A 12806-nucleotide genomic window follows, 5' to 3' on the forward strand; every position below is an offset into this window, starting at 1 on the left:
GAAGTAGACTTCGCCCGGCACACCGATCGGCTGCTGACGATCGCCACCGGCTCACGGCCACTCCCCCGGCCTCGGCGATCAGGCCGTACCCATTCGGAAAATGCCGGTCCCCCCGGCCAGACATCTGGAGCTCACCCACTCATGCGACCTCGCGTGACCATGGTGCTCGCCATCGTGGCGGTCCTCATCGGTGGCGCCATACTGGTGCCTGCCGCGTACGCCCGCCTCTCCGGCGGCGACGCCCTCGCCAGCATCGGCGGCATCGGCGGCGGCGCGCAGAACGTGCCCGCGCCCGCCCCCACCACACCGCCCCCGCCGACCCTGGCCGCCGGCCCGGTCTCGGTGAACTTCAACGGCGAGTTCTTCTCCTGGGCGCTGATGGACCGGCAGACCGGAGAGATCAGCGGCGCCAAGAACATGACGTCGACCAACTCGACCGAGTCGATGCTCAAGACCTGGATCGTGTCGGACTACCTGCGCCAGCTCGGCGACAAGCAGCCGACACCCGCGCTGAAGACGTGGGCGAGCAAGGCGATTCGGGACAGCAACGACATCGGGGCCAACAAGGTCTACGCAGCGGCCGGCGGGTCGTACAAGCCGCAGCCGAACGGAAAGCCGGACCCGGTGATCCAGCGGGCCATCAAGATCTGCGGCCTCACCGACACCGAGCGCAGTGGACCCCCCGCCCCCGCCATGTACAACGGCTGGTGGAGCTTCACCCGGATGTCCCCCCGGGACGCGGTCCGGCTCGGCGACTGCATCGCCGACGGCAAGGCCGCCGGGAAGTGGACCAAGTGGGTCCTCAACGAGATGGCCAACGTCCGGGGCAGCGTCAAGGACCAGCAGGACACGTCCGGCGGCGGCAAGTGGGGCATCATCGACGGCCTGCCCGCCGAGATCAAGGCACAGGGCCCGGTGAGCATCAAGAACGGCTGGACGCGGCTCGTCTACGACGGCAACTGGCACGTCAACTGCCTGGCGGTCACCGACAAATGGAGCCTCGCGGTGATGATGCGCTACCCCGCCACCACCAGCCTGTCCCCCTCGTACGGCGCGAAGGTCTGCGCCAGCGTCGCCACGCAGCTCGTCACCCCGCAGCCCGGCGCCGCCCTCAAGGTGCCGCAGCAGCCGGTCGGGAAGCTCTGATGGCCGGCAACCGGCGCCGGCCGGGCAGCAACCAGCGGCCGCTGACGTTCGCCGCCGTTGCCGTCGTGCTGGTCGGCCTGGTGCTCGTCTCGCTCCGGCTGGTCCCCGGCTCCCCGCTGCGCCCCACGGCCGCCTCCCACTCGACCGGGTCGGGCGGCCGGTCCACCAACGCGCCCACCGACCGCAACAGCCGGCCCCAGCCGACCCCGTCGCCGTCCGCCTCCCTGGAGCCGCTGCCGTTCCAGGCCCAGGAGCTCGACCTCGACATCAAGGGCTGGTACGCCTGGAGTGTGCTGGACAAGCGGACCGGCGAGATCATCGGTTCGAAGAACATGGGCGAGACCAGCACCACCGCCTCGATGATCAAGTCGTGGATCGTCGCCGACTACCTGCGGCGGGCGGCCGAGGCCGGGCAGACCCCGAGCGACGCCAAGCTCGCCGACGCCACCCAGATCATCCGGGACAGCGACAACACCCGCGCCGAGCAGTTCTACAACGGCGTCGGCCGGGCCGCCTCGATCAAGCGGCTGATCTCGACCTGCAAGCTCACCGACAGCAAGGTGGCCTCGGACGGCGGTTGGAGCCGGACGATGCTGTCGCCGCGGGACACCGCCCGGCTCGGACTGTGCATCGACGACGGCCGGGCCGCCGGGCCGAAGTGGACCAAGTGGCTGCTCAACGAGATGCGGCTGGTCCGGGGCGTCGGCGACTTCGGTATCCGCAAGGCGTTCCCGACCAAGGTGCAGAAGACCATCGCCATCAAGAACGGCTGGATCGACCGGCAGCGCGAGCAGGAGATGCACATCAACTGCCTGGCCATCGGCGACACCTGGACGATGGGCGTGATGGTCCGCTACCCGATCAACATGGGCTACGACTACGGCATGAGGAACTGCCAGAAGATCACCGAGGCGCTGCTCCGGCCGGCCACCTGAGCCACCCCCGGATCGCCGACGTGGCGGTGTCCCGGTGCCCGGGATGCCGCCACGTCGCCGTTCCGGGGGAACAGGCTCGCGGGCCGGTCAGCCGGCGAAGAACTCCGGGCCGCCCTCGGGCAGGGCCGGGGCCTCGCCGAGCGCGGCGGCCCGCCGGGCGAACTCGCGCACGCCGGCCACCTGCCGCTCGCCGAGGGAGAAGTCGAGGGTGCGGAAGTAGGTGGCCAGGGTCGCCGCGTCGAACGGCTCCCACCGGGCGGCCGCCTCGGCGACCTGGTCCAGCTCGGCCAGGCAGAGGTCCCGCGAGCGCAGGAACGCCTCGTGCACCTCCTTCACCAGGCCGGGGTGGGCGGCGGCGAAGTCCCGGCGGACCGCCCAGACGGCGAAGACCATCGGCAGGCCGGTCCACTCCCGCCAGGCCTGGCCCAGGTCGGTGACCTCCAGGCCCCGGCGGGGCGCCTCGTAGAGGGCGCGCAGCGCCACGTCGCCGATCAGCACCCCGGCGTCGGCCTCCAGCAGCATCTGCGTCAGGTCCGGCGGGCAGCGGAAGTAGTCGGGGCGGACCCCGTACCGCTCGCCGAGCAGCATCTGGGCCAGGAGCACCCCGGTCCGGGAGGTCGAGCCGAGGGCGACCCGAGCGCCGTCCAGCTCGGCGAGGGGCTTGGTGGAGACCACGTTGACCGAGAGCACCGGGCCGTCGCTGCCGACCGCCAGGTCCGGCAGGAGCAGCAGCTCGTCGGCGTGCCGCAGGTACTCCACCTGCGAGATCGGCCCGATGTCCAGGTCGCCGGCGACCAGCGCGGCGTTCAGCCGGTCCGGCGAGTCCTTGTGCAGGTCGACGTCGAGCAGCGCGCCGGACCGCATCAGCCCCCAGTAGATCGGCAGGCAGTTCAGGAACTGGATGTGTCCGACCCGGGGGCGGGCGATGCGGTCAGCCATGCCCCGACCGTATCCCCGCCGCCCGCGCTCGGCTCAGCGGGCCGGTCCAGGAGTGGCCAACTCCGCACCGGGCTCCTCGCCCAGCCGGCGGAGGTGAGCGCCGCCGGACCGTTCCGCCGCGGCGTCCGGGCTCCCGGCCGGCCGGGCGGCGGGCTGCGGGACCACGGATTCCGGGCGGTCCGTCGGAACGGCGGGGTGCGGCGCGGCGGACCGGACGGCGGAACGTTCGGCGCGGACCGCACGGCGGACCGGGACCACCACCGCGGCGACCACCAGCAGCCCGGCCACCCCGCAGCCGGCGACCAGCGGCCGGGGGTCGGCCACCTCGAGCAGGAGGCCGCCGAGGAGGTAACCGGCCATCGCGGCACCCTGGACCGCCCCGCCGAACGTGGCGTACGCCCGGCCGCGCGCCGCCTCCGGCACCCGCCGGGCCAGCAGCATGTTGTCGAAGACGTTGGCCCCGCCGTTGCCCAGCCCGCCGATCAGCCAGATCGGCACCAGCAGCAGCGCGGCGGGCACCGCGGCGGAGAGCAGGATCATCAGGCAGCACCCGGCGAGCAGGGCGAGATAGGCGCCGAGCAGCCCGCCGTCGTCGGTCAACCGCCGGGCCAGCCGCGCGAAGAGCCACGCACCGCCCAGCAGGCCGAGCGTCCACGATCCGGTCACCAGGCCGTACATGGTGGTGGAGCTGCCCAGGGTCTCGCGGATGAAGAACACCTCGACCACGTTGATCGCCCCGACCGCGCCGATCACCCCGGCGATGGTGGCGACCATCGCGACCAGCAGCGGGTCCCGGCGCAGCCGCCAGGCGACCGCCGGGGCCGCGCCGGCTGCCGCGCCGTGGGTCGCCGCCGGGGCCGGGCGCCGGCTGCCGCCCCGTCGGGTACGGATCAGCAGCCCGGCCGCCACCAGCGCGAGGTAGCTGCCAGCGTCGATGAGCAGCGGCAGGCGGACGCCGAACCCGCCGACCAGCAGACCGGCCAACGCCGGACCGGCGAGGGCGCCCAGCGGGCCGGCCGTCTGGTTGAGCGCGGTGGCCCGCGGCAGGTCCGCTGCCCGGACCATGGCGGGCACCAGCGCGGACAGGGTCGGTTGGGTGACTGCGAGGCCGGCCGCGAGCAGCGCCACCAGGCCGATCACCAGGGCCGGGTGTCCGGTGTACGCCAGCACGACGCAGATCGTGGCCTGGGCCAGCCCCACCCCCACCAGCAGGTTGCGGCTGTCGACCCGGTCGGCGAGCCGTCCGGTCAGCGGGGCGAGCGCCACCAGCGGCAGGGTGGCGGCGAGCAGCAGGCCGGAGACGGCCATCCCGCCCGCCCCGGCGGACTGGAGGGCCAGGGTGAGGGCGCTCGCGGCGAGGAAGTCCCCACAGGTGGAGATGCCCCGGGCGGCGGTGGTGAGCCAGACGTCGGACCAGCGCGACGGACCAGATGTGAAGGGCATACTTCGAAAATAATCCTTCACATCTGGTTCGCGCAACCCCCTCAGTCGATCGGCACCGCCCGGTACTGCACCCCGACCGGACGGGCACCGGCCGGCGGATCCACCCGCACCCGCCTGCGGTAGGGGGCGAGCAGGTCGTGGACGGCGGCATTCAGCGCGGCCAACTCCTCGGCGGTGAGCAGCAGCAGGGTGTCACTCAGCCACGCCGCCTCGTACCACTCCGCCGACTCCTCCGGCGCGCGCCGGATCCAGTCCCGGGTCCGCTGGGCGTCGCGGGCGATGTGCGCCTCCACCAGGGCCAGCTCCGCCGCTCGCGCCTCCGACCCGGCCTCGGGTCCGGCAGAGACGGTGTACGACGGGCTGAACGCCCGCCACACCCGCTCCCGCGCGTCGCCCCGGCTCGGCGCCGGCTCGATCAGCCCGAACTTCGCCAACGCCCGCAGGTGGTAGCTCGTCGCGCTCGGCGACAGGCCGGCGATCTCCGCGCACTCGGTGGCGGTCGCGCCGCCCTCCAGCGAGCTGAGATGTTCCATGATCGCGAGTCGGGCCGGATGGGCCAGCGCCCGCATCACCTGCGGGTCGCTGATCGTCACCCGGCGCTGCTCGGGGCGCGCCTCGGTCATCCCCCCATGATCCCGCCCACCCGACGCTCCGACCAACGGCCGGCCGGGATGGCACGTCCCGATATTCGGTTGCCGGGCAGACTGGCGGGAGTAGGCTTCCCTCTCCCCGCCCGACGGCCGAGGTGTGTAGCACCGCAGCGGACGTCCCCGCGCCGACCCACGACGGTCGGAAACGCGAGCGGCAGCGTTTTTCCCGTGTCGAGGAGTACGTGGATGACCCTGCACGCCCAAGAACAGACCCTGGACGACGAACTCACCGCCGAACGCGCCCACCTGGACACCTCCCGCGCCGCGCTGGGCCGGATGCGGGAACGCGCCGAAGCCCTCTTCGCCACCGGCGACAAGGTCGCCGGAGACGCGTACACCGCCGAACAGTTGGGCCGGCACATGGCCCGGCGGGTCGCCGAACTCGCCGACGACCCGACCACCCCGCTCTTCTTCGGCCGGCTGGACTTCGGCGGGACCGCGGACAGCCGGCACAGCGGCGACGCCGACCCCGACGAAGTCGTCGGGGCGTACCACGTCGGGCGGCGACACGTCACCGACGAGGCGGGCGAGCCGCTGGTCCTGGACTGGCGGGCCCCCATTTCCCGCTCGTTCTACCGGGCCAGCGCCAGGGACCCGCAGGGCGTCGCCGTCCGGCGGCGCTTCGGCTTCAGCAACGGCCTGCTCACCAGCTTCGAGGACGAGCGCCTGGACCGGGGCGAGGAGCTGGGCACGACCAGCCGGATCCTCACCGCCGAGATCGAGCGCCCCCGCGTCGGGCCGATGCGGGACATCGTCGCCACCATCCAGCCCGAGCAGGACGAGCTGGTCCGCGCCGACCTGGCCGATTCGATCTGCGTCCAGGGGGCACCGGGCACCGGCAAGACCGCCGTCGGGCTGCACCGGGCCGCGTACCTGCTCTACCTGCACCGGGAGCGGCTGCGCCGCTCGGGGGTGCTGATCGTCGGGCCGAACCGGGCGTTCCTGTCGTACATCGCGGCGGTGCTGCCGGCCCTCGGCGAGGTCGAGGTCGCGCAGGCGACGGTGGAGGACCTGGTCGGCCAGGTGCCGGTGCGGGCCGTCGACGACCCGGCCGTCGCGGCCCTCAAGCACGACGTGCGGATGGCCGACGTGCTGCGTCGCGCGGTCGAGGCGCACATCGGTACGCCGACCGAGCCGATCATGGTCTCGGACGGCTCGTACCGCTGGCGGATCGGCCTCGACCCGCTGCACCGGGTGGTCGAGGAGACCCGCCGGGAAGGGCTGCCGTACGCCACCGGTCGGGAGCGGGTGCTGGCCCGGGTGGTGGGACTGCTGCAACGGCAGTCCGAGGCGCGCCGCGCCGAGTCGCCGAGCGACGCCTGGCTGCGCCGGATGGCCAAGGCCAGGCCGGTCTCCACCTTCCTCGACGCGGTCTGGCCGGCGCTCACCCCCGAGGGCCTGGTGCACACGCTGCTCGGTGACCCGGACGCGCTCGCCGCCGCCGCGGACGGCCTGCTCACCCCCGACGAGCAGGCGCTGCTGCGGGACGGGACGAAGCTCGGGCGGACGCCGAAGGCGACGAGGTGGACCGCCGCCGACGCGGTGCTGATCGACGAGGCGGCCGGGCTGATCGAGCGGCCGGGCGGCTTCGGCCACGTGGTGGTCGACGAGGCGCAGGACCTGTCCCCGATGCAGTGCCGGGCCATCGCGCGGCGCAGCGAACACGGGTCGATCACCCTCCTCGGCGACCTGGCCCAGGGCACCGCGCCGTGGGCCGCCACCGACTGGCGGGAGTCCCTGGCCCACCTGGGCAAGCCGGACGCGGTCGTGGTTCCGCTGAGCATCGGCTTCCGGGTGCCGGCGGCGGTGGTCGCGTTCGCCAACCGGCTGCTGCCTGCCCTCGCCGTCGACGTACCGCCGGCCGAGTCGCTGCGCCGCGACGGCGCGCTGGACGTGCGTACGGTGATCGACCTGGTCGCGGCGACGGTGGCCGAGGTGCGGGCGGCGCTCGCGCACGACGGCTCGGTCGGCGTGATCGCCGCCGACGACGCGGTGGACCGGCTCCGGGCGGCGCTCGCGGACGCGGGCGTCGAGACCGCGAGCGCCGACGACGTGGCGACCGCGGCGCGCGTCACCGTGGTGCCCGCGACCCTGGTCAAGGGCCTGGAGTACGACCACGTCGTGGTCGTCGAGCCGGCCGCGATCGTCGAGGCGGAGCCGCGCGGGCTGCACCGCCTCTACGTGGTGCTGACCCGGGCGGTCTCCCGGCTCTCGGTGCTGCACACCGCGCCGCTGCCCGGTCCGTTGGCCGACTGAGGGGGCCGCGGCGGCCGCCGCTTGACTTTGCGGTTTAAAGTTCTTTGCATGAACCCGGACGACGATCCGCCCCCGGTCGACGCCGCCAGCGCGATGCGACTCATCCGCGACCAGCGGGCGGCCACCGCACAGCGTCTGGAACCCGACCCCCGGCTGCACTACTGGCCCTGGGGAGTCGCCTGGTTGGTCGGCTTCGGGCTGTTCTTCCTGCGCTTCTCCCCCGGCGGCCGAACCTTCCTGACCATGCCCGAGTGGGTTCCCCTGACCACGCTCTTCGTGCTGCTCGGCGCCGCCTCGGTGGTCTTCACGCTGGGCAGCGCCCGCGCCTACCGGCAGGTCACCGGGGAGTCCGCCCGGCGCGGCGGATGGTACGGCGCCGCCTGGGGGCTGGGCTTCCTGAGCCTGTTCACCGTCGCCGGCCGGGTCTCCGACAGCCTCCCGGCCGACCTGGCCGGGCTGCTCTGGTCCGCGCTCGCCGTCGGGCTGACCGGCGCCCTGCACATGGCCGGCGGCGCGATCTGGCTCGACCGCACCCTGTTCCGGCTCGGCCTCTGGCTCACCGCGATCAACATCGTCGGAGTGCTCGCCGGACCGGGCTGGCACGCCCTCGTGGTCGCCGTCGCGGGCGGCGGCGGGATGCTCCTCGCCGGCGAGCTGGCCCGGCTGCACCGGCGGGACCGTCCGTGACCGAGCTCGACCCGGTCATCCACGCCCAGGCCCGCCTGCGGGTCGTCGCCACCCTGTCCACCCTGGGCACGGGTGACCGGATCACCTTTCCCCGCCTGCAGGAACTCCTCGGCATCACCGCCGGCAACCTCTCCGTCCACCTGCGCAAGTTGGAGGACGCCGGCTACGTCGAGATCGACAAGACGCACCGCGGACGCACCCCGACCACGCTGGTCCGCCTCAGCCGGCGCGGTCGCCTGGCGTTCGAGGAGTACACCGAGAACATCCGCGCGCTGCTCGACCCCACCGACAGCAAGGAGCCGTCATGATCCTCGCCCGCGCCGAACAGGTGAGCCGCCGGTACGGCGACGTCCTCGCCCTGGACCGGGTCGACCTGGAGGTCCGGCCCGGCGAGCTGGTCGGCCTGCTCGGCCCGAACGGCGCCGGCAAGAGCACCCTGATCAACCTGCTGGTCGGGCTGCGCCGGCCCACCGCCGGCCGGGTGGAACTCCTCGGTGGCGACCCCCGCGTCCCGGCGACCCGCCGGCAGCTCGGGGTCACCCCGCAGGAGACCGGCCTGCCCGGCACGCTCCGGGTCGGCGAGGTCGTGGACTTCGCCTCCGCGCACTTCCCCGACCCGGTGCCCCGGGGCGAGCTGCTCGACCGGTTCGGCCTCACCGACCAGGTACGGCGGCAGACCGGCGGCCTCTCCGGCGGCCAGCGGCGTCGACTCGCGGTCGCCCTGGCCTTCGTCGGCCGACCCCGGCTGGTGGTCCTCGACGAGCCGACCAGCGGGCTGGACGTCGAGGCCCGCCGCACCCTGTGGGAGGCGATCCGGTCGTTCCACGCCGACGGCGGCGCCGTCCTGTTGAGCAGCCACTACCTGGAGGAGGTGGAGGCGCTGGCCCAGCGGGTCGTGGTGATCGGCCGGGGCCGGGTGCTCGCCGACGACACCGTTGAGGCGGTCCGCAGCGTCGTCGGGGTGCGCCGGGTCAGCCTGCTCGCAGACGACCTGCCGCGGCTGCCCGGGGTGGTGGCCACCGAGCACGTCGAGGGACGTACCCACCTGCTCACCACCGACGCCGATCAACTGGTCCGCGATCTGGTCACCGCCGGGGTGGCGTTCCGCGAGCTGGAGGTGCGCCCCACCTCGCTGGAGGAGGCGTTCCTCGCCATCACCGCGACCGGCGAGCCGGCCACCGCCCAGCCCACCACTGTCTGAGGAGCCCGCTGTGCCGCTCGCCCTGATCCATGCCCGCTACCAACTGCTGACCATCATCCGGATTCCGGTGGCCGTGGTGGGCAGCGCCTTCTTCCCCGCCGCCGCGATGCTCTTCTTCGTGGTGCCGTTCGCCGGCGACGACCCCGCCGGCGCCACCTACGCCACCGCCGCGATGATCACTTTTGCGGTGATGAGCGCCAACATCTTCCAGTACGGCGCCGGGGTCGCCGAGGACCGCGACCAGCCGTGGAACCCGTACACCCGGACCCTGCCGGCCGGACCGGGCCCCCGCCTGGCCGGGCGGATCCTGGCCGGCCTGGTGCTGACCTACCTGTCGATGCTGCCGGTGGTGGTCATCGCCGCGGTGGCCACCGCGGCCCGGGTCACCCCGGTCCAGTTCCTGCTCGGCGCGGCCACGGTCGCGGCGATCTCGGTGCCGTTCACCCTGCTGGGGCTGGCCATCGGCTACTCGCTGCCGAGCAAGGCGGCGATCGTGGTCGCGCAGATCGTCTTCTTCCCACTCGCCTTCGGCGGCGGGCTGCTCTCCGGCCCGGACGACGCGCCCGGTTTCATCAAGGCGATCGCCCCCTACCTGCCGACCCGGGGCGCGGTGGAGCTGATGTGGGCGGCGACCACCGACTGGCGGCTCAACCCGCTCTCCGTGGCGATGCTCGGCGTCTGGATCGTCGCGCTGGCGACGGTCGCCGGGTGGGCGTACCGGCGGGACGAGGGGCACCGCTTCAGCTGACGTTTTGTCCGGAACCGGCCCGGCGGGCCGGGGGACGGTGCCACGATGCCGGCAGGGCGTGCCGTCGGGGTACGCCCCTGCCGAGAGGGGTCAGCGTGAACACCGTCGAGCCCGGCACGCCCTGCTGGGCCGACCTGGCCACCCCGGGACTGGCGGACGCGAAGCGGTTCTACCCGCAGTTGTTCGGCTGGACCGGCCGGGTCTCCCCGGAGCCGGAGGCGGGTGGGTACACCGTCTTCCTCAAGGACGGCCGATCGGTCGCCGGTGCCGGCCCGCCGGGCACCCCGGACCAGGTGCCGATCTGGTCGACGTACGTGGCGACCGACGACGCCGACCTGGTCGCGACCCGGGTGGAGGCGGCTGGCGGGCAGGTCGTGGTCACCCCGTTCGACGTCTTCGACCAGGGCCGGATGGCGGTCCTCGCCGACCGGGCCGGCGCGGTGTTCAGCGTCTGGCAGCCGATGGCGATGTCCGGGGCGGAGGTGTTCAACGTGCCGGGCGCGATGTGCTGGAACGAACTGGTCACCCCCGATCCGGAGGGGGCGAAGGAGTTCTACGCGCTGGTCTTCGGCTGGCAACCGGAGGAGCAGCCGGTGGGCCCGGTCACCTACACCGGCTGGCGCTGCGGGGCGCGGGTGGTCGCCGGGATGATGCCGCCGCTGGAGGAGCTGCCGGCCGACCTGCCGGCGTACTGGTCGGTCTACTTCGCGGTCGAGGACGCCGACGCCACCGCCGCCCGCGCCGCCGAACTCGGCGGCACCATCCTCGTCCCACCCCGCGACATCCCGGCCGGCCGCACCGCCGCCCTCCGCGACCCCCAGGGCGCCCTCTTCTCCATCACCGCCCTGTCCTGACCCCGTCCGCCGTCAGCGGGGGCGGACGGGAACCACCAGGGGGCCGTGGTCGCCGGGGATGACGCGGACGTGGGCGCGGTAGTGCCGGGCCAGGAGGGGTTCGGTGAGGACCTCGTTCGGTGGGCCGGAGGCGGCGACGCGGCCGTCGGCGAGCAGCACCATCCGGTCGGCGTACTCGCCGGCGACGGAGAGGTCGTGCATGGTGGCGAGCACGGTGAGGCCGTGCTCCCGGCGGAGCTGGTCGACCAGCTCCAGCACTTCCTGCTGGTGCCCGATGTCCAGCGCGCTGGTCGGCTCGTCCAACAGCAGCAGGGTGGCGCCCTGGGCGAGCGCCCGGGCCAGGAAGACCCGCTGCCGCTCGCCGCCGGAGAGGGTGGCCAGCTCACGGCGCCCGAACGCGCCGAGGTCCAGCCGGTCCAGCACCTCGTGCACGGCCACCAGGTCGGCCGCGGACTCCCGCCCCAGCGGCGGGATGTACGGGGTGCGGCCCAGCAGCACGTAGTCCAGCACCGACATGCCGGCCGGCACCACCGGGGACTGGGCGACGGTGGCCACCACCCGGGCCCGGTCGCGGCGGCGCAGCGACTGGATCGGCGTACCGAAGAGGGACACCGCGCCCGGCGCGGGCAGCAGGCCGCCGACGGCGCGCAGCAGGGTCGACTTACCGGCGCCGTTCGGGCCGATCACGGTGACCCACTCGCCGGCCGCGACGCTCAGGTCGACACCGGCCAGGATCGGCGCGCCACCCAGCCGGACGTGCAGGTCCCGCACCTCGACCGCCGGCGCGCCCAGCACGCCGCCGGCCGCCGGCCGCGGCCGAGCGCTCACGTGAACACCCGGCGGGCGGTGCGCAGGACCAGGACGAAGAACGGGCCGCCGAGCAGAGCGGTGACCACGCCGATCGGGATCTCGGCGGGAGCGGCGGCGGTCCGGGCGACCACGTCGGTCAGCGCCAGGAACGCCCCGCCGAAGAGCATCGACAGCGGCAGGATCACCCGGTAGCTGGACCCGGCGAGCAGCCGCACGGTGTGCGGCACGATGATGCCGACGAAGCCGATCAGGCCGGAGGCGGAGACCGCGGCGGCCGTGCCCAGCGAGGCGGCGGCGATCAGCAGGTAGCGGGAGCGCTGCGGGTGCAGGCCGAGGCTGGTCGCCTCGTCGTCGCCGACGGAGAGCACGTCGAGTTCCCGCCGGTGCAGCAGCACCACCACGGCGGTCAGCACGAAGTACGGCAGGACCAGCCGGACGTCGTGCCAGCCGGCGGTGGCCAGCCGCCCGAGCAGCCAGGAGTAGACCTGCTGGATGCTGTCCGAGTGGCGTTGCAGCAGGTACGTCTGCCCCGCGGCGAGGAACGCCGACACCGCCACCCCGGCCAGGATCAGCGTGGCGGGTGACCGGTCCCGCCCGCCGGCCGCGCCGAGCAGGTACGTCATGGCGACCGCCCCGAGCGAGCCGACGAACGCGGCGAGGGGGATGGTGACCGGCATCCCGGTCAGCGCCCCGCCCGCCCCGGCGCCGAGCGCGATGACGGCGGTCACCGCGAGCCCCGCGCCGGCCGCCACACCCAGCAGGTAGGGGTCGGCCAGCGGGTTGCGGAACACGCCCTGGTAGCAGCCGCCGGCCAGGGCGAGCAGCGCGCCGACGAGCAGGCCGAGCACCACCCGGGGCAGCCGCAGCTCGGTGACGATGGCGACCTCGCGTTCGGTCAGCCCGCTGTCCAGGTGCACCCCGGGCAGCAGGTTGAGCAGTTCGGCGGCGACGCTGCCGGGCGGCAGGCTGACCGGCCCGAGGGACACCCCGGCGACCAGGGCGACGAGCACGGCGACGACCCCGGCGGCCAGCCAGCGCTTGCGCAGCCCGGCCGGCCGGCCGGTACCGGCTGCGGCCGGCGCAGGGACCGGACGGCCCGGACCGGACGCGGACCCGGCCGCCCCGGAGGCGGGCACG

The 12806-nt window shown here is 74.1% G+C and carries 13 protein-coding genes; 8 read left to right on the top strand and 5 right to left on the bottom strand.

The window, feature by feature from the left end:
- Window positions 1-141: 141 nt before the first annotated feature.
- Both OG799_RS27145 and OG799_RS27150 read left to right on the top strand, forming a co-directional pair.
- On the top strand, window positions 142-1146 hold the full coding sequence (locus OG799_RS27145; RefSeq protein WP_406038832.1) for a hypothetical protein: 1005 nt from the start codon (window positions 142-144) through the stop codon (window positions 1144-1146).
- Complete coding sequence (locus OG799_RS27150) at window positions 1146-2081, top strand: hypothetical protein (RefSeq protein ID WP_406038834.1); 936 nt, start codon at window positions 1146-1148, stop codon at window positions 2079-2081. The genes OG799_RS27145 and OG799_RS27150 overlap by 1 nt, the downstream gene beginning before the upstream one ends.
- An 87-nt stretch (window positions 2082-2168) precedes the next feature.
- Here the strand turns inward: OG799_RS27150 and OG799_RS27155 are convergent, their stop codons facing one another.
- Genes OG799_RS27155 through OG799_RS27165 form a run of 3 tightly spaced genes read right to left on the bottom strand, consistent with a single transcriptional unit; the run spans window position 2169 to window position 5086 of the window.
- Complete coding sequence (locus tag OG799_RS27155) at window positions 2169-3020, bottom strand: menaquinone biosynthetic enzyme MqnA/MqnD family protein (protein WP_406038836.1); 852 nt, start codon at window positions 3018-3020, stop codon at window positions 2169-2171.
- Between the two features lie 33 nt (window positions 3021-3053).
- The gene (locus tag OG799_RS27160) at window positions 3054-4463 is read right to left on the bottom strand and encodes an MFS transporter (RefSeq protein ID WP_406038838.1); all 1410 of its coding nucleotides are present in this window, start codon (window positions 4461-4463) and stop codon (window positions 3054-3056) included.
- 41 nt (window positions 4464-4504) lie between these two features.
- Window positions 4505-5086 (bottom strand): ArsR/SmtB family transcription factor, encoded by a 582-nt coding sequence (locus OG799_RS27165; protein ID WP_406038840.1) that lies wholly within the window; start codon window positions 5084-5086, stop codon window positions 4505-4507.
- 213 nt (window positions 5087-5299) lie between these two features.
- Between OG799_RS27165 and OG799_RS27170 the strand changes: the two genes are divergently transcribed.
- The 6 genes from OG799_RS27170 to OG799_RS27195 all read left to right on the top strand — a co-directional run bounded on the left by OG799_RS27170 (window position 5300) and on the right by OG799_RS27195 (window position 10859).
- The gene (locus OG799_RS27170; RefSeq protein WP_406038842.1) at window positions 5300-7369 is read left to right on the top strand and encodes a HelD family protein; all 2070 of its coding nucleotides are present in this window, start codon (window positions 5300-5302) and stop codon (window positions 7367-7369) included.
- 48 nt (window positions 7370-7417) lie between these two features.
- Entirely contained in the window at window positions 7418-8056 is a 639-nt protein-coding gene (locus OG799_RS27175) for a transporter (protein ID WP_406038844.1), read from the top strand.
- The gene (locus OG799_RS27180; RefSeq protein ID WP_406038846.1) at window positions 8053-8364 is read left to right on the top strand and encodes a winged helix-turn-helix domain-containing protein; all 312 of its coding nucleotides are present in this window, start codon (window positions 8053-8055) and stop codon (window positions 8362-8364) included. The genes OG799_RS27175 and OG799_RS27180 overlap by 4 nt, the downstream gene beginning before the upstream one ends.
- Complete coding sequence (locus OG799_RS27185; RefSeq protein WP_406038848.1) at window positions 8361-9257, top strand: ABC transporter ATP-binding protein; 897 nt, start codon at window positions 8361-8363, stop codon at window positions 9255-9257. Before OG799_RS27180 ends, OG799_RS27185 begins: the two co-directional genes overlap by 4 nt.
- Before the next feature lie 10 nt (window positions 9258-9267).
- On the top strand, window positions 9268-10005 hold the full coding sequence (locus OG799_RS27190; protein WP_406038850.1) for an ABC transporter permease: 738 nt from the start codon (window positions 9268-9270) through the stop codon (window positions 10003-10005).
- Between the two features lie 95 nt (window positions 10006-10100).
- Window positions 10101-10859: a VOC family protein gene (locus tag OG799_RS27195; RefSeq protein ID WP_406038852.1), complete on the top strand. Its 759-nt coding sequence runs from the start codon at window positions 10101-10103 to the stop codon at window positions 10857-10859.
- 12 nt (window positions 10860-10871) lie between these two features.
- Here the strand turns inward: OG799_RS27195 and OG799_RS27200 are convergent, their stop codons facing one another.
- On the bottom strand, window positions 10872-11651 hold the full coding sequence (locus OG799_RS27200) for an ABC transporter ATP-binding protein (protein ID WP_406046419.1): 780 nt from the start codon (window positions 11649-11651) through the stop codon (window positions 10872-10874).
- A 32-nt stretch (window positions 11652-11683) separates the two neighbouring features.
- The gene (locus OG799_RS27205; RefSeq protein WP_406046420.1) at window positions 11684-12715 is read right to left on the bottom strand and encodes a FecCD family ABC transporter permease; all 1032 of its coding nucleotides are present in this window, start codon (window positions 12713-12715) and stop codon (window positions 11684-11686) included.
- Between the last annotated feature and the right edge of the window lie 91 nt (window positions 12716-12806).

It is taken from the genome of Micromonospora sp. NBC_00898, assembly GCF_045207895.1.
Taxonomy (GTDB): Bacteria; Actinomycetota; Actinomycetes; order Mycobacteriales; family Micromonosporaceae; genus Micromonospora.